Raw genomic sequence first — 21,673 nt, 5'->3', positions numbered from 1 at the left:
TAAGATGTTTAAGGATCTTTTTGAAAAATATAATTGGGCAGAAGTTAAAACACTGATCCATACGGCTACGAGTGAGCAGGTAGAAGCAGCCTTGAAAAAGGAAAAGCTGTTGGTATCTGATTTCGCGGCTTTAGTTTCTCCTGCTGCGGCACCATACCTGGAGGAAATGATAAGTAAAAGCAGTATGCTTACCAGACAAAGGTTTGGTAACACTATGCAGTTATACATTCCTATGTACTTATCCAATGAATGTAAAAACATCTGCACTTACTGTGGTTTTAGCTTACAAAATAAGGTGCCCAGGAAAACTTTGTCGGATACTGAAATTATGCAGGAGGTAGCTATACTGAAGAAGAGGGGATTTGATCATCTGTTGCTGGTAACCGGAGAAGATGGCCAGATGGTTGGGATGCCATATTTCAGAAATGCCATCAAACTACTTAGGCCACATTTTGCACAGATATCAATTGAAGTACAACCTTTGGAGGCTGAAGAATATCAAGAGCTTTCAGAACTGGGTGTGCATACAGTATTGGTATACCAGGAAACTTATAAGGAAGAAGATTATAAACTACATCATCCTAAAGGCAGAAAGTCGAACTTCCACTACAGACTTGAAACTCCCGACCGCATCGGCAAAGCCGGGATACACAAAATTGGATTGGGGGTCTTAATAGGATTGGAAGACTGGCGAACAGATAGTTTTTTTACTGCCTTACATCTGAGTTATCTGGAAAAAACCTATTGGAAAACACGTTTCAGCATTTCCTTCCCCCGGCTCAGGCCTTTTTCGGGAGGGTTGGCTCCTAAGGTTGAAATGAGCGACAGAGAGCTGGTACAGTTAATTTGTGCATACAGATTATTTAATCCGGATGTGGAATTAAGTATTTCAACCAGGGAAAGCGCCAGGTTTAGGAATTTGTTATCTACAATCGGCATTACCAGTATGAGTGCCGGCTCCCGTACAAATCCGGGAGGATATAGTATAGATCCTCAGTCATTGGAGCAATTCGAAATTTCGGATGAAAGGAGTGTGGAAGAAGTAATTGAAATGCTAAAGAGCCAGGGGTTACAACCGGTGTATAAAGACTGGACTTATGTATGGTAATAAAAAAGGTGACTGGTTAGGTCACCTGATCATCTATTTGTTTTTCATGGGGAGGTTAAAATATATATACAAGGAGTGTACTTCTTTAGAATCGTTTCAAAGGTAACGTAGCAATTTATTATTTTATACCTCCCAACTAAACTGAATAAAATGAATAACCAGGATAGACTTTGAATAAAAGACCAGCAATATCAATGAATTTATCATCATTCAGATCATTCTACAGATATAAAAAGGGCTGCCTTCATAGTAAAAGCAGCCCTGTACCGAAAATCCCGTAGTTGCCATATTACTTATTAACATAAGTATGATTGGAATATCATGTATTCAAAAATAGTATGGGTTTAATGAACAACACTAACTTGGGTGAATATGAATAAAAAGAACAACTACAGGGATAATGCACACTTAATTAATCTTTCAATACATCTTTATAACTTTTAATAGTATCATGCGCTTCTTTCAGTTTGGCTTGTTGCCCAGCCAATACTTCCCGCAGTTTGAAAGGCATTATTACTTGCAGATGTAATGCGCTGGAATAAGCGAATTGCACCGTATCTTCTCCATATTCACAAAAAGTAAATACCATACTTCTGTCATCCCCCACATAGGGAGATCTCACTGCCGTCCAGGCTCTGTAAACCTTTCCTTCTTCCTCATCACCACTATTGTGCGCCAGCATTTGTTCATGCAGCTCAATAATATTTCTCTTGCTTTCTTCTATCATTTGTTGAAACAGGGCTTTCTCGTCTTCATCCTGGATGGCAGCCATGGCTTTCTCATAGCCAATAATTCTGGCTTCATTGATTTTCACAAGGTCGTTTAATACAGTACCTATTTTTTCTTCCTGCATTGTAGTAACTTTTATAAAAATTAACATCTCAAATTCCCGACCAGACAATAACCCCCTTAAGAACAGTTATTTACAAAAGAAATAAAAATGTGATCATGATGCATTTTTGCTCGGATGGTGGAGAGGCTTCCACAGCTTGGTTTGCTTCCGAGTTTCTTTACCCATTGGAAATAAACATATTAAAGAATTGGCATAATGTTTTTATAACCTAATTAGAATCAAATTTTTATAATATGAACAGCCTGCTTTATTTGATTGCCGTTATATTGATTATTGGATGGATACTTGGTTTTTTTGTGTATTCAGCCGGCGCCTTAATTCATGCACTTCTAGTATTAGCCATCATTGCCATACTTGTAAATATTATTAGAGGGAGAAGCTTATAATCTCCATTAATTCAACTTCCCGCGAAAGACACTCTAATTGTTCTTTCGCGGGATTTTTTTGTTTGTTGAAACCAAATTTTTTAAAACTCCGTATATCTTACCCAGTGCCTGTGCGAGCGTACCTGCAGGCAGCATGAAAACCGCTATTGCTTATTAAAAAATAAGCAGTAGTAAACTATTTCCTTCTCATTAAAAATTTACCTCATGCACATTTTAAAGCATCTTTCTTCAGAGAAAGACGAAAAGGTTATGCCCAACCTACAACGGCGCAACTTCCTCAAATACATGGGAATGGGTGCAGCATTAGCTACAGCAACATCTTTGGCTGCATGTCATAAAGACCATGATTATGTTGATAATGGGGTGAGCCTCGGCTCTGGAGATTTTGCTGTTCTTAATTTTGCTTATGCATTGGAACAACTGGAGGCCGCCTTTTATACCCAGATAGTAGCCTCTCCGTATTCCGGTATAACTCCAACCGAACTGGAATTTTTTACAGACATCCGTAATCATGAGATTGGGCACCGGGATTTTTTTAAAAAGGCATTATCCACAAACGCTATCATTGGGCTTGAGGTAGATTTTAGTTCCATTGATTTTAGCAGTCGGGCCAGCGTTCTCGCTACCGCCAAAGCGTTTGAAGACCTCGGGGTATCTGCCTATAATGGTGCAGCCCAATATATTTCTTCTACCGATACAGGTAAAGCATATCTCTTACTCGCCGGTAAAATCGTGTCGGTGGAAGCCCGGCATGCAGCTTATATCCGGGACCTCATCGAACCTGGTTCTTTCGCAGGCAATGATGTTGTAGATGCTAACGGACTGGATACGGTAAGAACTCCGGCTCAGGTATTTGCTATTGCTGGCAAATACATCAAAACAAAAATTAACGCTAATACTTTACCTCACGCATAAATGTAAAAACATGGATTTACAGAATATTTTTCATGAAATCGAAAAAGTAGACCCAGAGGTTTACGACAGATTAGATAGTCGTCGGGCTGCCATGAAAGAATTTACGCGTATAAGTGGCAAAATAGCACTCGCTGCTATCCCTTTTGCCTTGGGTGGAATGTTCAAAAAAGCCTACTCACAAACAACTTCCGGAACAAGTGTGGCCGATGTACTGAAATATGCTCTTACTCTGGAATACCTCGAATCTGCCTACTATATTAAGGGCATAGCAACTCCGGGCCTCATACCCACTGCCGGTTTGGGCGCTATTACTACCATTCGCGATCACGAGAAAGAGCATGTCAATTTTCTACAAACCGTACTAAGCGGATTGGGTGGAGCACCCGCCAGCCCGGAATTTGATTTTACAGCCGGTGGAACCTTCCCAACTGTATTTTCAGATTATAACTACTTTCTGGCTGTTGCACAAACATTTGAAGACACTGGTGTACGAGCCTATAAAGGCCAGGCAGCAAACTTATCTGGCAATGCCACAGTATTAACTGCGGCACTGAGCATTCATTCTGTAGAAGCACGTCATGCCTCTCATATACGTTCTATGCGCAGAGCAATTGGCCAGTTAGGTGCCACTGCAGCTCTAAAACCATGGATTACCTTAAATCAGAGCGGAATCGCAACAACAGCAGTAAATCCTTCCTACGCAGGTGAGGAATTAATAGTTCAGGCAGGAATTGATATTGCAGCATTAGATAACATTGGCGCCAATAGCGCCTCTGAAGCATTTGATGAACCATTGTCAATGGATCAGGTACTACCCATCGCCAAATTATTCATTAAACCATAAATACACATAAGTTGGTCAAAGCTTAATATCCGGTGGCCGGCTCTTCTGAGCTGGCCTTTACAATAGATTAACACAGATTTACTAAATTGCCGGCATGAAAAATTTTTGCTTATGTGTGCTGGCAATCGTTCTCGCCAGCAGTTGCAGAACCACCCGCCTGCAAACTAATAACAATGAATCCATTGGCTCCTTAAAATTAATTGGCCAATACAACGTGCCCTACAATCTTTCCTTTGATAATACCACAGTAGGTGGACTTTCAGGTATTGATTACGACCCTCAGACTCAAAACTATTATTTGATCTGCGACGATAGATCCGCTATTAATCCTGCCAGATTTTATACCGCCAGATTATATTTTACAGATAAATCTTTTGATAGTGTGGCTTTTACAAAAGTCACCTATCTGCTTAATCCTCAAGGACAAACGTACCCCGACTCCAAAACAGCGCCATCTTTAGCACCTGACCCGGAAGCTATGAGATTTAATCCAAAAAAGAATTGCCTTGTCTGGAGCAGCGAAGGTGAAAGAATTGTTACAGATAAGGATACCATCCTGAATAACCCTGCAGTTTATGAAATAAGCCTGACAGGTAAGTATCTCGATTCATTCGCACTTCCATCCCAATTTGTAATGAAGGCTACAGAAAATGGGCCCAGAAGAAACGGCGTTTTTGAAGGGATTGGATTCTCTGATAATTTCAAACATATGTTTGTAAGCCTGGAAGAACCAAGATATGAAGATGGTCCTCGTTCCGATGTAACTGATGGTCCGGCTTATACCCGTATTATTAAATATAATGTGGATACCAGACAACCTATAGCACAATATGCCTACAAACTAGAGCCTATTGCCTATAAAGCCATTCCCGAAGATGCTTTTAAGGTAAATGGTATCTCTGATATCCTGGCTTTATCTGATACCCGGATTCTGACAATAGAAAGATCTTTTTCTACAGGAATCAGGGATTGTACTATAAAACTATTTATTACAGATCTCAAAGGGGCAACCGATATCAAAAATATTAACTCCCTAAAACAAACTCCGGGCTTTAAACCAGCCAGCAAAAAGCTGCTCTTTAATTTCGCCTCTCTAAACCGATATATCGATAATATAGAAGGGGTGACATTTGGGCCTATTTTGCCCAACGGCCATCAAAGCCTCATATTCGTTGCCGATAACAACTTTTCCGACAAGGAAGAATCACAATTCTTTCTGTTTGAAGTAGTTCCGTCAAAACAATAGGTATAACATATTGTTATCTAAGGAAAAATCGGATATGAGACATATTACTTTTCTGATTATCTGCATAGCTCTTTTTTCCTGTCAAAACTCTAAATCAAAAACAGGGAAAACAGACAGCGCTATTATTTCCAATCCAAACGATACTTCTGTAATAACAACTGTTACCTATTCAGGCACACTTCCCTGTGCCGATTGCGAGGGTATCATTACTGATCTGACCCTTACTACCAATACTGATAACAAGGATTATCATTTCAGCATGAAAGAAACCTATCTGGGTAAAAATCAATCATTCCCCAGTGAAGGAAATTTTGCGGTTTTGCAGGGCACACCTGCCGACCCAGCTGCAACTATCATTCAACTAAATCCGGATAAAGACAAAAACCTGCAACGCTATTTTAAGAAGGTTTCAGAAAATGAATTGAAATTGCTGGATTCTGAGATGAAAACCATAGAAAGCAATCATAATTATTCCCTGAAAAAAGTTCAGTAATAAATAATAATTCTAATGCAGAAGCGAAGGTTATCAATAACCTTCGCTTCTGCATTTTTTACTTTATGTAAAACAATAGTTTTTATCAAAAAAGTCACTTAAATTTAGCTTAGACCTGTGTTTTTTATCAATCGAGCTATGAATCGAATTCTAGGCAGCCTTGCCTTATTTATGTTTGTGACCTTCACCGCTGTTGCAAAAGCGCCCGTCGACAGCCTAATGAAGGAGTTAAACAAGGCAATGGAGCAATCCACGTTATATGACTCCATCAAAATAAAAAGAATCGACAGTCTGCGTAGCAGACTGCAAAGGCGTGACCCTCATACTCTTTACAATTCCTACCTTCAACTTTATAATGCCTATAAGGTATTTAATTTCGACTCGGCATTCGTATATGCTCAGTTGATGGAAAACCTGTCTGAACAGCTGCAGGACCCTGTAAGGATTGTGGAGGCTAAAGTAAAAATGGGGTACATCTTACTCTCCAGTGGCATGTTTACCGAAACAGCAGCTTTTATTAACACCATAAATGCCAATGGTAGCCCCGATAGTACAAAAATTGAGTACTATCTGATGAAAAGCAGATTGTACTTCGATCTTGCCGATTATAACCAGGATAAATATTACACTCCGGAATATATTCGTACTGCCAGCAGATATATCGACTCCGCCCTTCACCTGATGTCGCCCAATTCTTTTGAATACCGTTATAACAGGGGTTTGCAGCAATTTAAACTGGGAAATGTAAAGGAGGCCCTTTCTATTTACCCGAACCTGGATCAACCTGGCTTAACCGACAGGCAAATTGCGGTTTCTGCCTGCACATTAGGAGCTATTTATGTGGCCACAGAAAAGATAGATACAGCTATTGCACTGATGATTAGATCAGCGATTTCCGATATCAGAGCTTCAACTAAAGAAACTATGGCCAGTTATAGCCTGGCTACCTTGCTTTTTGAAAAAGGTGATATTAAGAATGCTTCTCACTGTATTGAGAGGGCAATTGCCGAAGCAGTATTTTATGGCGCCCGCCAAAGAAAAGTAATGGTTAGTAGTATTTTACCCATTATTGAGCGCGAAAGAATACTTACTGCTGAAGAAAGAACCAAATCGTTACTCATCTATGCTGCAATCGTCACTCTATTACTTGTAGCTTTAGTTGTATTAGCTATAACCGTTTTCAGACAGGTACGAAAACTTAAGGTTGCCCAACGGATTATTACTGAAGCCCACCTGAAACAACAGGAGATTAATAATCAATTACTTGAAGCAAATAAAATTAAAGAAGAGTATGTAGGTTACTGCTTTAATATTAATGCTACCTATATTGCCAAACTGGAAAAGTTAAAGCAAACTTTGGAGCAAAAGTTAACCGATAGCAAATCTACAGCCGAGGTAAAGTTCATTATTAATAACATCAACATCAGGCAGGAAAGAGATGAACTATTCATGAACTTCGATAGGGTATTCCTAAAAATATTTCCTCATTTTGTTACTGCATTCAATGACCTTTTCGATAAAGACAACCAGGTTATTCTTAAGGAAAACGAATTATTAAATACAGATTTGAGAATATTTGCGCTTATCCGAATTGGAATAAATGATAATGAAAAGATAGCCAGTATTTTAGAGTATAGTGTAAACACTATTTATGCTTATAAAACCAAAATCAAAAAACGCTCTTTAATGCCAAGTGAGGAATTCGAACAACGAATTATGGATATAAAAGCCCTGTAAAAAATCCCAGAAAAACCCTGATTTCATTTATATAATAAAAATTTATATACAAATTCAATCGATTGATTATCAATCATTTTTAATTGTACATCTCCAAAAATAGAACAATATTTTCTATATTTTGCTTGTATTAGTTGTTGACCTGCCGATTGATAATTTACTTTGATCATCATCAGTCGCGATAAAAAACCAGGAATCTAAAAACGTTTAAAAAACACACTTAAAGTAGCCAACGACTCCAGTCGTTCCACGATGAAACCTTAAAGGGAAATTTAATTGCATCCACGTCGCTTGCCTTGCAGTAAAAACATTTACTGCTAACAGCTTCCTATTGCCATTAGAAATTCAAAGTAAGCATCGACAAAACGCTTAAAGAACAGCATTTCACTGCGCAAAAAAAATCCACATTATGTTCAAGACACGATCCATCAAAACTCTTCTTCTGTGCACCTTACTGTTTGCATTACAGTATGTTGCTGCTGCACAGAACAGGACAATTACCGGAAAAGTAACAGACAAAACCGGTTCCGCAATCCCCGGCGCTACTATCCAGGTAAAAGGCACCCAAACTGGTACCACCGCCGATGGCGATGGTACATTCAAACTTTCTGTAGCCAATAATGCCGCTACATTAATTATCTCTTTTATTGGCTATACTTCCCAGGAAGTAAGTATTGCCAATAAATCCAGTATCAACATTCAACTCTCCCAGGAAAATACTACGCTTACAGACGTAGTTGTAGTGGGGTATGGAACTACCCGTAAAAAAGACCTTACCGGTGCTATTGCTCAGGTAAAAGCTGCAGATTTCAATAAGGGGATCACTACCGCTCCGGATCAACTGATCCAAGGTAAAGTTTCCGGTTTAATGATCTTAAATAATAATGGTGCCCCAGGCGCATCTGCAACAGTAAGAATCAGAGGTGTATCGTCTGTTCGTGCAGGTAACCAGCCGTTATACGTAGTAGACGGTGTACCGTTAGATGGCCGCGTTGCCCGTCCTTCCCTGAGTTTAACCGGCTTAGGCCAGACCCCTGATGCTAACCCGCTAAACTTTATTAACTCATTCGATATTGCCACCATGGAAGTATTAAAAGATGCTTCTGCTACTGCAATCTACGGTTCCCGTGGCTCTAATGGTGTTGTTATTATTACCACCAAAAAAGCAGCGGTTGGACCAATGCAACTGGATGTCAATTATTCTGTTGGTCAAAGCAGCATCATGAAAAAACTGAATGTCCTGAATGCTGATGAATATCGTGCTGCCCTGAAACAATACAACCAAACAGGTGGTGATGGTGGTTCCAGTTCTGATGGTTTAGGATCTATTCTGCGCACCGGTATTACTCAAAACGTAGGTATTGCCATGAGTGGCGGTAATGAAACCGGAAGGTACAGAGCCTCTTTCGGGTTAATGAACCAGGAAGGTATCGTTAAAAAATCTGGCCTGAAAAAATATACAGCTACTTTAAGCGGTCAGAATAAATTCCTGGAAAGTCAGAAACTGGGTGTCGATTACAATATCATGGCTGCCCAAACTAATGAACAACTGGCTCCTATCTCTAACAACGCCGGATTTACCGGTAGCTTAGTTGGTCAGGCTTTACAATGGAACCCAACCGATCCTCTGTATAATGCAGATGGTTCTTTTTATACCCTCGGCGTTAATCAGCCAGTAAACCCGGCTTTAATGTCGGCCGGCTATGATGATAATGCCAACATCAGCTTCATTTTGGGAAGTATTTCTCCTTACTTCAAATTCAACGATCACTGGGAACTCAGAACTATGTATAGCGTTAACCACCAGATAGGACAACGCCGTGCACAACTCGATAAATCCATTAACATTGATCAGGTCTATAACAATGGTATTGCTGCTTATAATACTGCTGAACTAAATACACAGTTGTTTAACAGCACTTTAACCTATAATAATGAGATTAGTAAAGGCTATAACCTGACTGCCATGGTAGGTTATGAGGTTCAGAAATTCGAATATTCAGGCGTTGGTATTGGGGCTAAAGGTTTCCCTACCCAAGCCCTCAAATACTATGATCAACTGCAGTCTCCTTCCCAAACAAATACTTTTGTAAGTTCTTTCCGCAATCCGGAATCTGAATTACAGTCTTTCTTTGGCAGAGCAACAATCAATGCAAAAGATAAGTATATCCTAACCGCTACAATGAGAGCCGATGGTTCCAACAAATTTGGAGCGAACCACCGTTATGGATATTTCCCTTCTTTTGCAGCAAAATGGAATACAATCAATGAATCATTCCTTAAAGGCAGCGGAACATTTAGCAATCTGGCACTGAGAGTTGGTTATGGTACTACTGGTAACCAGGAGTTCCCGGCTGGTGCTGCTCAGTCTCAATACACCGTAGCTGCCGGAAGTGCAAAACTTTCTAACGTTGCAAACCCGGATTTACAATGGGAAACTTCAAAGCAGCTGAACATAGGAGTCGACTTCGGATTTGCTAAAGATCGTTTAACAGGTACTATTGATTACTTCCTGAAAAACACCAGTAATCTGCTGTTTAGCTTTACTACAATGTCTCCGGCCCCAGCATCTACTTACTGGATCAATTTCCCTGGTAAGGTGGTGAATACTGGTGTTGAAATATCATTAAGAGGTCAGGTAATTCAGTCTAAAGACTGGAGCTGGTCTATAGGTGTTAACGGTACTTACCTGAAAAACAAATTTGAAGGGTATACTGGTCCGGTTATCAGAACTGGTTCTATCGATGGTCAGGGTGTTTCCGATGCGTTCTCTCAACGTTTGGAAAATGGTTACCCTCTTAATACTTTCTATTTGCAGAAATTTGAAGGATTTGATGATAAAGGAAATAGTATTTACGCCGAAAATGGTAAGAAATTCTATCTGACCAACCCTAACCCTAAAGCTTTACTGGGTATCAATTCTGAAGTAAAATATAAAAGATGGTCATTATCTGCCAGCTCTCACGGTGCTTTTGGTTTCCAGATTTATAACAATACTGCCAACACTGTTCTTCCAATCAATAACCTTGGTTCAAGAAACGTTGCAAAATCAGTATTGGGTAATGGAGAATCCAAAACCAACTCACCTGCTGCTTCTTCACGCTTCCTCGAAAATGGTAACTTCCTGAAACTGGATAATATCACTCTCTCTCACCAGTTCCATATTGCTGGTAAGGTGTTGAAAAATCCTGTTATTTACGTTACAGGCCAGAACCTATTCGTACTCACTAAATATACCGGCTTCGATCCTGAAGTAAATACCGACAAAAACATCAATGGTGTGTCTTCTTTCGGTATTGAGTATATACCTTATCCAACTGCCAGAAGCGTGGTGTTCGGTGTATCATTCTCTTTATAATTTCCAGCTAAAAAATGATTATTATGATTCGAAATATTCTCAAATCCACGTTAGTTATTGCAGGCTGTATGGCTTATTCAGCCTGTAGCCTGAAAGAAAATCTGGGTAGCGCTATTACTCAGCAACAGGCCGACTCCCTGTTGACCGCCGATCAACTGCTTAAAGCAGCATATGACGATATGCAGTTTGCATATCAGGACTTCTCCCAGACATTTGGCCTTTGTGAAATGTCAACAGATGCCTGTGTCGGACCTACAAGAGGTGCCGACTGGGATGATGGCGGTGTATGGAGAGAATTACATGAACACAGATGGACATCTGATAACCTCCGTATACAAACAGCCTACACCTCCCTGTTGCTCGACCAGTTTGATGCCTCCAACGTACTTCGCTTTAAACCAACTCCACGTGTTGAAGCCGAAGCCCGTTTCTTAAGAGTATGGTCTATTTTCGGAACACTCGACCTGTTTAATCAGGTAGCCTTCCGTAATCCGGGCGATGACCTCCTGAAAGCTCCGAAAGTGATGCAAACACAGGAAGCCATGGACTACATTATCAGTGAACTTACCGCAATCATGCCTAACCTGCCTACCAGGGCTGCAACCAAAGCTGCCTATGTAGCCACTCAGGATGCCGCAAAATTCCTGATGATGAAAGTTTACCTTAATAAAGGCGCCTTCCTGAATCGTAAAGCCCCGACTTTTGACGCAGCAGATATGCAAAAAGTAATTTCACTGGCTGATGAAATTACCGCTACAGGTAATTATGCATTAGCCAATAATTACTTCGATAACTTCGCATACAATAATGATGTAATCTCTACGGAGAACATCTTCACACAACAAAATGGCCCAGGATTCAGTACTTCCCGTGCAGGTAATAATGTTTACTGCCGTTGGACCTGTACACTGCACTATAAGCAAACACCCGGTGGCTGGAACGGATTTACCACACTTTCTGATTTCTACAATAAATTCGAAGATGTGGATTCACGAAAAGGTATGGCATACCAAGGGGTTACCAATATTGGCGGCTTAAGAGTAGGTTTCCTGATTGGACAACAATACAACGAAAAAGGAGAGAAAATACTTGATAGGAATGGTCTACCTTTAGTTTTCACCCCCGATATCACAATCCGTGTAAATGGCGATGCTGTTGAAGCTGCAGGTATCAGAGTAGTTAAATACCCTCCTGATATGAAAGGTGGTGGTAATGATGCCAGTAACGACTTCGTATTCATGCGCTATGCAGACGTATTACTGATGAAAGCCGAAGCATTGTTAAGAACTAACAACGCCCCAGCCGCCCTCACCATCGTAAATGGTCTGAGAACTAAACGTGGTGCTACTATTTTTGCCGACCTGACAACCGATAAACTGATAGATGAAAGAGGCCGTGAATTATATTGGGAAGGTTGGAGAAGACAGGATCTTATCCGCTTTGGTAAATACCTCGATCCTTGGCAGTTAAAACAACCAGATGATCCTAAATATCTGCTGTTCCCAATCCCAACCAGCGATCTTGCTGTAAATCCAAACCTCAAACAAAATCCAGGATACTAATTAACATACCAGACAGGGTAGGATAGGCCAGAAGCCCATTACCCTGTCTTTCATAAAATCCCCTGCTCCAGGCTCATTAAAACGATAATGTGGCAGGGGAATTTTATATCCAAAAATTCACTGTATTATGTCTTTTAAACACGCATTTCCATGTGTTTTCCTACTATTTGCTTGCTTGAAATTACAGGCCCAGCAACCTGTTAAGAAAATAGGGAATATCACAAAGGTTAACATAACCGGCCAACAAATTAAAATAACCGCAGAAAATGCATTCGCAGAGATTTCGATCTATAGTCCTTCTGTTGTTAGAGTAAGAATCGATAAACAGCCATTAAACAAAGATTTTTCTTATGCTGTCGTAGCTTCCCCTATACCTACGAAATTCAACACACAACAAACACAGAAAGATCTTACTATCACAACTGATTCCTTACAGTTGCAGATCAGTAAATCTCCTTTTGCCATCCGCTTCCTGACACCTGATGGTAAAGTCATTAATGAAGATGAAGAAGGATTAACAACCTCCTGGGTGAATGATGCAGTAACAACCTATAAAAAAATGCAGGACGATGAGCGATTCATCGGCCTTGGTGAAAAAGTTGGCAACCTCGATCGTAAAAACGAAGGGTATACCAATTGGAATTCCGACAAATTTGGATATCCTACCAATACAGATCCAATCTATGCCACTATTCCGTTTTATATTGGCATTCATCATCAACTTAACTATGGTATTTTCTTCGACAATACCTGGCAGAGTGATTTCAATTTCGGCGCCAGCAATAATCGTTTTTCCTCCTTTGGTGCCAGAAGTGGTGAGATGAATTATTACTTTATCTATCATAAAAATCTGCCCGATATCATTTCTTCCTACACCAGCCTCACAGGTAGAATGCCTTTACCTCCCAAATGGAGTTTAGGCTATCAGCAGAATCGATATAGCTATTATCCCGATACCGAAGTACTACGCATTGCGCAAACATTGAGAGAGAAAAAAATTCCATCCGATGGTATCACGCTTGATATCCATTATATGGATGCTTACAAACTATTCACCTGGAATAAAGACAGATTTCCTAATCCCAAACAATTAAGCTCCGACCTTAATAAACTGGGATATAAGCTCACCGTAATAGTAGATCCTGGAATTAAAGTAGAAGAAGGCTACGCCGCTTATGAAAGTGGTAAGCAATCAGACATTTTTATTAAGTACAATGATGGCCGTTACTATACCGGACAGGTATGGCCCGGTTGGTGTCATTTTCCCGACTTCACCAGTGAGAAAGGTCGTCAATGGTGGAAAACACAGGTAAAAGGTTATATAGAAACTGGTGTTAATGGTATTTGGAATGATATGAACGAAATAGCCACCTGGGGGCAGAAAATGCCAGACAATGTGGTGTTTGACTTCGAAGGTCACCCGGTTAGCCATTTACAGGCTCACAATATATATGCCCTCCAAATGGTGAAAGCCAGCTACGAAGGCGCCAGAGAAAACCTGAAGAAAAGACCATTTCTGTTGACCAGAGCCGCCTATTCAGGCACTCAGCGTTACTCCGCCATCTGGACAGGTGATAACCGTGCAGAAGAAGATCATATGCTTCTGGGAGTTAGATTACTTAATAGCTTAGGGATAAGCGGAATGCCGTTTGCCGGGATGGATATTGGTGGTTTCACTGGGAATGCAACTGTAAGCTTATATACCCGTTGGATGCAAATAGGCGCATTTATCCCATATTTTAGAAATCATACAGGGGTTAATACCAAATCTGCCGAGCCATGGGCTTTTGGGGAAGAAGCATTGGAAATTACACGCAACTACATCAACCTCCGATACAAGTTATTCCCATATCTGTATAGTGCAATTGCAGAAGCCAGCCGCACAGGTGTTCCTGTAATGCGTACCCTGGCCCTGAACAACACCTTCGACCCTAAGGTTTACGATACCAGGTATCAGAATCAATATCAGTTTGGATCAGCCTTTTTAATAGCACCTTTCGAGAGCACAAAAGAATTCGGAGAAGTATATTTCCCGGATGGCACATGGTATAACCTATATAATGATAACATCACAACCGGTAACCAGGAAAAGATACTTCCATTAAGCATTAAAACATTACCCGTTTTTGTAAAGGGAGGAAGCATCATTCCTTTGCAATCACTCACCCAATCTACCAATGAGAAGCCTGGCGATACATTGTTCCTGCATCTGTATAAAGGGAATCAACCTTCCAGCTTTCAGTATTATGAAGATGATGGTGAAAGTTTTGATTATGAAAAAGGAAGCTATTATCAGCGTACTATAACCTATAATCCAGCTACTGGAAAATTACAGCTGGATAAGGTTAGCGGTAATTACAATTCTAATTTCAAAATTATCTGTTTAATGCTTCATGGTTTTCCTTTGGGTAGTGGTATCACTGTTAATAACCAGAAAATTCCTTTACAGCAGAAAACATATTCATTCCTTTCAGCCATATCGCGTTTCGACCCCCAAGGTGCTTTTATAGCACCAGAACATTGTGAAATTCAACAAGCCACATTTGAGAATGGGAACCAACTCATTAACGTGGATTTGTAATTAAAAACAGAACGGCACCCCTGGATTTTCCAGGGGGTCTTACTATCTTGAAGGATGAAATATTTATCCGCTATCCTTATTCTTTTCCTGATTGCATGTGATTCAAACTTCAACAAGGAAACGAAACAAGTTGCATCAAACACTACTAACATTGAGGATTTATTAAAGTGTTACAAAAAGTTAGGGAAAGACACTTTGTATCTCAACATAATGCCGCAAGATACCAGTGGCTGGGCTTTTTCAGGAACTCCTATATCACCTTTGCTCCGCCAGTTTTTGCCGGAAGAAATTACAAAAAACGAAACAAGTTTTGCATGTTATCAGTTCAGGTTAGATGACAATACAATTGGTTTGATTACCAGAGTGCCATCAGTTTATGATGCAACCTCTATCAACCTAAGTGCCTATCATAAAAACAGTAAGAAAATTACTTTTGAAGCCGAGCTTTCTGAAACGTTTGGAGATGCCGGCGATGTTATGAGTAAATCAACCATTCTTTATCGTAATGCTGCTAAAAAATGGGAGGCGATTTTAGAATACTATGAAAGTCATGAAGAGTTGGAAGAAGACACTAATACTCAATCCAACACCTATACAGCCTACTATCAATACAGATGGAACCAACAAAAATTCGATACCATCGGTTTCGATAGCAGCAAATTAGCTCCTTTATTTACTAATATGAGTAAGTAGTTTTTCGTGTATAAAAAAGATTTCACCATTGTTTGTTAACCCCTCCTTTCAGATCCTTCATGAAAGGAAGCATTCATGATTAACTTACCTGCATAAAGTAATGTTTGAACTACCCGCAACCTCACTAAATTGGTATTTATCCATCTCTGAAGTAGTTTTTTTACATCAAAATACCTTCTAAAGTGAATTTGAATAGATATTCAAGCATTTGAACACTCTGAACAAAATGGCTAGAAAAAGCTATTGCCAGAATTTGTTGATTCTATAATTTTGCGCCCGGCATATCCCATATACCGGGCGCCACAATTATATCATGTGAATAAATCTGAGTAGTATATACCTCAATTAATCAGTCATCCTAATTATTTACATCCGTCTAAAAACTCCAAAAATGAAAACTATCCGTTTCGGATTAGCCTCAATTCTGTATTTAAGTTTCTGTTTTCTACTTTCCTGCAGTAAAGATGGCGCCCAGGGGCCCCAAGGCAATACTGGACCGCAAGGCAGTGCTGGTCCACAGGGTATAGCCGGCGCCGTTGGTCCAGCCGGAAAAAATGGTAGTACAATATATGCAGGCGAGGGAGTTCCCGCCAATTCTGTTGGTCAGCTTGGGGATTATTACCTCGATAAAAACACAGGAATATTATATGGCCCCAAAAAAAGTTCCGGATGGGATGCACTGATCAGTTTAAAAGGCGATAAAGGAAATACAGGTGCACAGGGAACTAAAGGTGAGAAGGGCGATAAAGGAGATACAGGTGCACAAGGAACTAAAGGTGAGAAGGGCGATAAAGGAGATACAGGTACGCAGGGAACTAAAGGTGAGAAGGGTGATAAAGGAGATACAGGTGCGCAGGGAACTAAAGGTGAGAAGGGCGATAAAGGAGATACAGGTACGCAGGGAACTAAAGGTGAGAAGGGCGATAAAGGAGATACAGGTGCACAGGGAACTAAAGGTGAGAAGGGTGATAAAGGAGATACAGGTGCACAGGGAACTAAAGGTGAGAAGGGTGATAAAGGAGATACAGGTGCACAGGGAACTAAAGGTGAGAAGGGTGATAAAGGAGATACAGGTGCACAGGGAACTAAAGGTGAGAAGGGTGATAAAGGAGATACAGGTGCACAGGGAACTAAAGGTGAGAAGGGTGATAAAGGAGATACAGGTGCACAGGGAACTAAAGGTGAGAAGGGTGATAAAGGAGATACTGGTGCACAGGGAACTAAAGGCGAGAAGGGTGATAAAGGAGATACAGGTGCACAGGGTTCAAATGGGGAGAAAGGTGAGAAGGGTGATAAAGGAAGCCAGATCTATAGTGGAGATTTACCACCCGATAATTCAATCGGAGCGGTAGGAGACTATTACTTAGATAAGACTAATCATATTCTATACGGTCCTAAAACAGCAGAAGGTTGGGGATTTGGATTAGATATGTCGTCTGCTTCCAATGCAGCAGTAAAGGTTTTCACTTATACCTCTCCAAATTCCAACATTTACGTTGATAAGGGTATAACTGGAATGAGTAATCTACAATATCCTGTCCATTTTGATTTACCATCCATTATTGATTGGGAAGATGTGAATGATCATGGTGCCATACTCGTTTATTATGGCTTCGGAGACAACGTAAATTTTTTCCAATGGTTGAGTTTTCCATATGTTTATCAGGGAGGTGTATACGATAAAGATAACAATATCACTATTTCTACTGATGCTTTATTCAATGTAAACTATCATCTGAATAAAGATTCCAGATCCGATAATTGGTTTTTAACAATCTGGCCAGCTATCTCAGATATTATGGTAAAAGACTATGGAGGACCTCATGATGTAGGAACGCTATATGATTGGTATCCGCCTGGGTTTACAGCTATTAAAGTAGTGGTAATATCGGGTGATTACCTTGGAGATTTTGGGCCTCAGCGTAGTAATATTTCAAGAAATTATGAAGAGGTAAAGCGCCGCCTACACCTCGACTAATCTGTTTTTGATTTGACATCCCCGATATGACTTGTGCCGGTTTTTACTGGCGCAATATTTTATTCTCTTTATCAATATTCACTATAAACAATCATATTGATAAAGACCTAAATCCAGATTATACCAATTGTTCACAGAAATTTAATTAACTAAAAATTGCTATTGATTGTATTCTATAATTATTTAATTTGCCACACGCTTAGTACTCGGCACATTAAAATTAGTTTCCAATCCTAATTATATACTTTTAATTAAAACCTCAAAAAGAATGAAAACTCTACTCATTGTTTCAGCTTCATTTCTATGCTTAAGCTCATTGATTTTAGCTTCCTGCAAAAAGGATGATGCTCAGGATTTACAAAAAATAGGAGGACAAACCGTACAAACGAGTATAACTCATGTTGGAGAAGGAAAACCTTCACCAGAACTAGGTAACACAGGAGATTATTATTACGATCAAACAACTGGATATATGTATGGACCAAAAACAGGAGCGGGCTGGACTACTCTTTCCTTAAAAGGATCAAGACATAAAAAGCCAAAAGATACCAATACACCAGGCAATACCGGATTAACACATGCACCGCATGACAGATGAATGAATTGATTCCATATTAGGATTGGAATTCTAAGAAAAGCGCCAGATTAAATCTGGCGCTTTTTAGGTATAATGATTATTATTTAATAATCTCAGTACATAGGATTTATGCCTGAACATTAGCTCAGCAATCAGCAGTCTTTATCGCATGAATCGTAACAAAACCAGCCTTTATAATTGTATGAAGAATCCAAACATTTGGTACTCCATCAATTGGAGTAGGATCTTCATTTTGAAGTACACGCTGTAGTTCAAGCTTTCCCTTTTCTTTCATGAATTTAATTTCAGTTATATCAAGGCTTTCACTCCATAAAACTATTGCTGTTCTCAAATTAACCTCTTTTACCTGGCTAATATATAGTCCTCCTCTAAACTCCATAAAGAATGTATATCTATCCATATCTGAATGCTTGATGAAGACAAATGCGTCGTTGTTTATTTCCTTATCTGCGTTAGTCTTTCCTGTAGTAAGTCTGCAAAGGATTTATTCAACATTTCTATTTTATAATAAACCAACCCACCGCCAAAATTGGATTGTCTCTCACATTTTTCAGCAATCCTTTGGTCTCCATAATTTAGGACATATTCTATTGCTTTAGCATTTTTCACTCTGTCAATAATCTCCTTTCTAATCTGTAATGGGTTATGGATATTCCGCCAATATTGTTTTTCATAGTCTAAGCAGGCATTACTCAAAAAGTAAGGTAATGGCGAGTCTGGATATTTAATGATATTGTTTATTGAATCTGCACACTTCTCTATATAACCTCGGGCATCAGAAGTCATAGCAGCATTTCCTGTTCTACATCCATATAAACTAGCTATAAAAATAAGAATGCAATTACGTGTGCGTTTTCTGACTGCTCTAAAGTGCATATAAATATTGCTTGTAATCAATTATAGCTTTCTAAAGGAATACAGATAAACTTGGTTCCCCTTAATAATTTTTAATGTATCCGACTTAACAGGCTTCACAATAGAATCTCCGATTCTCGCAGTATTAAAGAACGGCATATTGTTATTCAACTCACTAGTTATGGGAATAAAACCATATTGCTCATCACCTTTATCTAATTTAAAATAGACAACGCCTACACTAACTGTAATGTCACTAATTTTTCCGTTCAAATCAGAATTATAAAAATGATCAAAGTTTCTTTTTGCTCTTTGCTTTACCTTAATAGATTGATATAATATTGCTGATACTACAACTAGCGCTAAAAAAATAATTACCCAAATCTTTTTTACCATAAACTATTTTCTAAAATCTTTCAAAATAAAAGTATTACTTACTCCCAAAGATGCATTTACCGGAGCATCTCCAGCCGGAAGGCCCAATCCTGCATTTATTGAAAACGATACGATACCACTTCCTGTTGGAGTGCTGGTATACCCACCTGTCGCTCCCAATTTAGCAAGAGCAGAAATTCCAAAACCACCAGTATACGTTACATCTCCTTGGCCAATGTTTGTTTGTAACATTCCTCTATTAATATCGCTAACTGGTCCCAGATAATTTGCTCCACCCATATTTAAAGTCGCGTCTACAGAAAAACCCCCTGCAACTGTTTGGGTGGTTGTAATAATAGGTAAAATTGAAGCCCCTATAAACATTCATTGTAAGGTTTAAAAACACTTCAAAAAAAGTTGGCAAAATCTTAATTTATAAAAATCATTTTTCTTATCCAGCTGCTTTTTGCAATTGAATTACAGTAGACAATAAACAGAAATTGGGTACTAAATTTTAGCATGGGAAATGTTGCTGGTAAAGTGATTGGAATGCAATTAAGTCTGTTATAGTTATCAGATTAGTAATATAAAAGTGATTAAATTAGGTCGTTTAATATTGTTTCTAGCTCGTTCTCTGTTTTAATTAAGACCTCCCTTACACGGCTTCCCATTTTAGGCCCTACAATGCCAGCCAATTCTAATTGGTCCATTAATCGTCCAGCGCGATTATAACTTAACTTCATTCTTCTTTGTAATACCGAAGTACTTCCCTGTTGAGATTGAACTATTATAATTGCTGCCTCCTTAAACAACGGGTCTCGATCTTCAATGGCCAAGGCCTCTTCTGTTGAATCAATGTATTCTGGTAAAAGATAAGGCCCCGGGTAATCTTTTTGCTTAACAATATTTGTAGTTAAGGCTTCAATAAGTGGCAATTCTACGTTAAAAGTTCTTCCCTTTTTAACCTTCCCTGAATCTAAATAAAGAAACTCTCCTTCTTCAATTAATTTTGGAACACTTTCAGTATCTAGAAATTTGCGATTATCCCTCTTGTCTGTAAGTCTGAAAACAATTCTGTGTTGTATAAGTGATTTAATACCTGGAGATAATGTATCGCCCATAATCTGATTTGTACTTATTATTACTTGTATCCCAACTTTGTATCCAGATCTTAGCACATTCTCAAGTACCCTGTTTACCTCACTTTTGTTAATAATTAACATATCAGCCAATTCGTCAACAACCAAAAATAGATGAGATAAGTACCTATGCCCTTTTTGTGGATTTAATAGACGACTGCAAAATTTATCATTGTATTCAATAATATTACGACAGGCAGCATCCTTCAATAAATCATACCTCAACTCCATGTCTATCGCTAGAGCATTTAATGTTGCTAATACATTATCCGTTTTGCTTACAATTGACTGATTATTTCCATTCGGTAGTTTTGCAAGAAAATGGTTTTCTAACAAATTGTATACTGAAAATTCAAGCTTTTTGAAATCAAAAAATATAAACTTTATTTCTGCAGGATGTTTTGTTAGTAATAATGAAATTACCAATTGATGAAGGAAAGTTGATTTCCCACATGCTGGAGGGCCTACCACTAATAAATTTTTTAATTCTGCAAAATCTCTTATAACCAATTCATTGGTTTTAGACCATATTATAGGGAGTGTGTGATCTTTTTTTGCTTCCCATAAAGTTTTTAAAGATTGATTAGATCTATATTGGTCGATCTCGGATAAGGGAAAAGAATAATTGGGGAAGTCTAATAAAGGGGAATATTTTAGAGGCTCCATTAACAGAATATTTATTTTTCAATAAATATCCACTTTTATAAACAAAATACAGTTATTAAATATAGATGAAGGCTTTGGAAGATTTAGACACTAAATGGGTTAGATATGTTTTCAATTTGAGATCAAATTATTACTGTTCAATAATCTGAAATGAAGAACATAATCTATGTATGGAATCAATTGTACGTAATATAATGGCTCTATAACATAAAGGTAAATAAAAGAAGAACCATCGAATTTTCGATTTAATTATCCAGATTAATTCCCAAATTAAATTCGCTAATAA

19 protein-coding genes are annotated in these 21,673 nt (G+C 38.9%); 13 read left to right on the top strand and 6 right to left on the bottom strand.

The window, feature by feature from the left end; translation table 11 throughout:
* The first annotated feature begins 4 nt into the window (after positions 1–4).
* The gene (thiH, locus tag DVR12_RS10865; RefSeq protein WP_199417084.1) at positions 5–1,108 is read left to right on the top strand and encodes a 2-iminoacetate synthase ThiH; all 1,104 of its coding nucleotides are present in this window, start codon (positions 5–7) and stop codon (positions 1,106–1,108) included.
* Between the two features lie 412 nt (positions 1,109–1,520).
* On the opposite strand, the gene DVR12_RS10860 is transcribed toward thiH, so the two are convergent.
* Positions 1,521–1,961, bottom strand: a complete 441-nt coding sequence (locus DVR12_RS10860) for a PA2169 family four-helix-bundle protein (protein WP_158563250.1) — start codon at positions 1,959–1,961, stop codon at positions 1,521–1,523.
* A gap of 233 nt (positions 1,962–2,194) precedes the next feature.
* Between DVR12_RS10860 and DVR12_RS10855 the strand changes: the two genes are divergently transcribed.
* The 12 genes from DVR12_RS10855 (at position 2,195) to DVR12_RS10800 (ending at position 18,352) form a co-directional block, all read left to right on the top strand.
* Complete coding sequence (locus DVR12_RS10855) at positions 2,195–2,347, top strand: lmo0937 family membrane protein (protein ID WP_116975696.1); 153 nt, start codon at positions 2,195–2,197, stop codon at positions 2,345–2,347.
* 204 nt (positions 2,348–2,551) lie between these two features.
* Positions 2,552–3,262 carry a ferritin-like domain-containing protein gene (locus DVR12_RS10850; RefSeq protein ID WP_116975695.1) on the top strand — a complete coding sequence of 237 codons (711 nt, stop codon included), beginning with the start codon at positions 2,552–2,554 and terminating at the stop codon, positions 3,260–3,262.
* 10 nt (positions 3,263–3,272) lie between these two features.
* Positions 3,273–4,106: a ferritin-like domain-containing protein gene (locus DVR12_RS10845; protein ID WP_116975694.1), complete on the top strand. Its 834-nt coding sequence runs from the start codon at positions 3,273–3,275 to the stop codon at positions 4,104–4,106.
* A 94-nt stretch (positions 4,107–4,200) separates the two neighbouring features.
* On the top strand, positions 4,201–5,352 hold the full coding sequence (locus DVR12_RS10840) for an esterase-like activity of phytase family protein (protein ID WP_116975693.1): 1,152 nt from the start codon (positions 4,201–4,203) through the stop codon (positions 5,350–5,352).
* 34 nt (positions 5,353–5,386) lie between these two features.
* Entirely contained in the window at positions 5,387–5,845 is a 459-nt protein-coding gene (locus tag DVR12_RS10835; RefSeq protein WP_116975692.1) for a copper resistance protein NlpE, read from the top strand.
* Between the two features lie 138 nt (positions 5,846–5,983).
* Positions 5,984–7,582, top strand: coding sequence for a DUF6377 domain-containing protein (locus DVR12_RS10830; RefSeq protein WP_147323445.1), 1,599 nt, complete (start codon positions 5,984–5,986; stop codon positions 7,580–7,582).
* 409 nt (positions 7,583–7,991) lie between these two features.
* Entirely contained in the window at positions 7,992–10,940 is a 2,949-nt protein-coding gene (locus DVR12_RS10825; protein WP_116975690.1) for a SusC/RagA family TonB-linked outer membrane protein, read from the top strand.
* Positions 10,941–10,963: 23 nt separating this feature from the next.
* Positions 10,964–12,502 carry a RagB/SusD family nutrient uptake outer membrane protein gene (locus DVR12_RS10820; RefSeq protein ID WP_116975689.1) on the top strand — a complete coding sequence of 513 codons (1,539 nt, stop codon included), beginning with the start codon at positions 10,964–10,966 and terminating at the stop codon, positions 12,500–12,502.
* Between the two features lie 127 nt (positions 12,503–12,629).
* Entirely contained in the window at positions 12,630–15,083 is a 2,454-nt protein-coding gene (locus tag DVR12_RS10815; protein WP_116975688.1) for a glycoside hydrolase family 31 protein, read from the top strand.
* Between the two features lie 54 nt (positions 15,084–15,137).
* Positions 15,138–15,776, top strand: coding sequence for a hypothetical protein (locus DVR12_RS10810; RefSeq protein WP_147323444.1), 639 nt, complete (start codon positions 15,138–15,140; stop codon positions 15,774–15,776).
* A gap of 391 nt (positions 15,777–16,167) precedes the next feature.
* On the top strand, positions 16,168–17,754 hold the full coding sequence (locus DVR12_RS10805) for a collagen-like domain-containing protein (RefSeq protein ID WP_116975686.1): 1,587 nt from the start codon (positions 16,168–16,170) through the stop codon (positions 17,752–17,754).
* 268 nt (positions 17,755–18,022) lie between these two features.
* On the top strand, positions 18,023–18,352 hold the full coding sequence (locus tag DVR12_RS10800; protein ID WP_116975685.1) for a hypothetical protein: 330 nt from the start codon (positions 18,023–18,025) through the stop codon (positions 18,350–18,352).
* 124 nt (positions 18,353–18,476) lie between these two features.
* On the opposite strand, the gene DVR12_RS10795 is transcribed toward DVR12_RS10800, so the two are convergent.
* The 5 genes from DVR12_RS10795 to DVR12_RS10775 all read right to left on the bottom strand — a co-directional run bounded on the left by DVR12_RS10795 (position 18,477) and on the right by DVR12_RS10775 (position 21,387).
* A complete protein-coding gene (locus DVR12_RS10795) occupies positions 18,477–18,752 on the bottom strand; it encodes a hypothetical protein (RefSeq protein ID WP_116975684.1) in 276 nt (91 codons plus the stop codon).
* A gap of 35 nt (positions 18,753–18,787) precedes the next feature.
* The gene (locus tag DVR12_RS10790) at positions 18,788–19,228 is read right to left on the bottom strand and encodes a hypothetical protein (protein ID WP_116975683.1); all 441 of its coding nucleotides are present in this window, start codon (positions 19,226–19,228) and stop codon (positions 18,788–18,790) included.
* Between the two features lie 21 nt (positions 19,229–19,249).
* Positions 19,250–19,603, bottom strand: a complete 354-nt coding sequence (locus tag DVR12_RS10785) for a hypothetical protein (protein ID WP_116975682.1) — start codon at positions 19,601–19,603, stop codon at positions 19,250–19,252.
* A gap of 3 nt (positions 19,604–19,606) precedes the next feature.
* Positions 19,607–19,966 (bottom strand): hypothetical protein, encoded by a 360-nt coding sequence (locus DVR12_RS10780; RefSeq protein ID WP_116975681.1) that lies wholly within the window; start codon positions 19,964–19,966, stop codon positions 19,607–19,609.
* Positions 19,967–20,178: 212 nt separating this feature from the next.
* Entirely contained in the window at positions 20,179–21,387 is a 1,209-nt protein-coding gene (locus DVR12_RS10775) for a DNA translocase FtsK (RefSeq protein ID WP_116975680.1), read from the bottom strand.
* Between the last annotated feature and the right edge of the window lie 286 nt (positions 21,388–21,673).

This window comes from Chitinophaga silvatica, assembly GCF_003419895.1.
Classification (GTDB): domain Bacteria; phylum Bacteroidota; class Bacteroidia; order Chitinophagales; family Chitinophagaceae; genus Chitinophaga; species Chitinophaga silvatica.
This window is presented reverse-complemented; position numbering and strand designations above follow the sequence as displayed.

Excerpts from the sequence above, each read along its gene's own strand:
- thiH (WP_199417084.1), top strand. The coding sequence starts at position 5 with ATGTTTAAGGATCTTTTTGAAAAATATAATTGGGCAGAAGTTAAAACA.
- DVR12_RS10860 (WP_158563250.1), bottom strand. The coding sequence starts at position 1,961 with ATGCAGGAAGAAAAAATAGGTACTGTATTAAACGACCTTGTGAAAATC.
- DVR12_RS10855 (WP_116975696.1), top strand. The coding sequence starts at position 2,195 with ATGAACAGCCTGCTTTATTTGATTGCCGTTATATTGATTATTGGATGG.
- DVR12_RS10850 (WP_116975695.1), top strand. The coding sequence starts at position 2,552 with ATGCACATTTTAAAGCATCTTTCTTCAGAGAAAGACGAAAAGGTTATG.
- DVR12_RS10845 (WP_116975694.1), top strand. The coding sequence starts at position 3,273 with ATGGATTTACAGAATATTTTTCATGAAATCGAAAAAGTAGACCCAGAG.
- DVR12_RS10840 (WP_116975693.1), top strand. The coding sequence starts at position 4,201 with ATGAAAAATTTTTGCTTATGTGTGCTGGCAATCGTTCTCGCCAGCAGT.
- DVR12_RS10835 (WP_116975692.1), top strand. The coding sequence starts at position 5,387 with ATGAGACATATTACTTTTCTGATTATCTGCATAGCTCTTTTTTCCTGT.
- DVR12_RS10830 (WP_147323445.1), top strand. The coding sequence starts at position 5,984 with ATGAATCGAATTCTAGGCAGCCTTGCCTTATTTATGTTTGTGACCTTC.
- DVR12_RS10825 (WP_116975690.1), top strand. The coding sequence starts at position 7,992 with ATGTTCAAGACACGATCCATCAAAACTCTTCTTCTGTGCACCTTACTG.
- DVR12_RS10820 (WP_116975689.1), top strand. The coding sequence starts at position 10,964 with ATGATTCGAAATATTCTCAAATCCACGTTAGTTATTGCAGGCTGTATG.
- DVR12_RS10815 (WP_116975688.1), top strand. The coding sequence starts at position 12,630 with ATGTCTTTTAAACACGCATTTCCATGTGTTTTCCTACTATTTGCTTGC.
- DVR12_RS10810 (WP_147323444.1), top strand. The coding sequence starts at position 15,138 with ATGAAATATTTATCCGCTATCCTTATTCTTTTCCTGATTGCATGTGAT.
- DVR12_RS10805 (WP_116975686.1), top strand. The coding sequence starts at position 16,168 with ATGAAAACTATCCGTTTCGGATTAGCCTCAATTCTGTATTTAAGTTTC.
- DVR12_RS10800 (WP_116975685.1), top strand. The coding sequence starts at position 18,023 with ATGAAAACTCTACTCATTGTTTCAGCTTCATTTCTATGCTTAAGCTCA.
- DVR12_RS10795 (WP_116975684.1), bottom strand. The coding sequence starts at position 18,752 with ATGGATAGATATACATTCTTTATGGAGTTTAGAGGAGGACTATATATT.
- DVR12_RS10790 (WP_116975683.1), bottom strand. The coding sequence starts at position 19,228 with ATGCACTTTAGAGCAGTCAGAAAACGCACACGTAATTGCATTCTTATT.
- DVR12_RS10785 (WP_116975682.1), bottom strand. The coding sequence starts at position 19,603 with ATGGTAAAAAAGATTTGGGTAATTATTTTTTTAGCGCTAGTTGTAGTA.
- DVR12_RS10780 (WP_116975681.1), bottom strand. The coding sequence starts at position 19,966 with ATGTTTATAGGGGCTTCAATTTTACCTATTATTACAACCACCCAAACA.
- DVR12_RS10775 (WP_116975680.1), bottom strand. The coding sequence starts at position 21,387 with ATGGAGCCTCTAAAATATTCCCCTTTATTAGACTTCCCCAATTATTCT.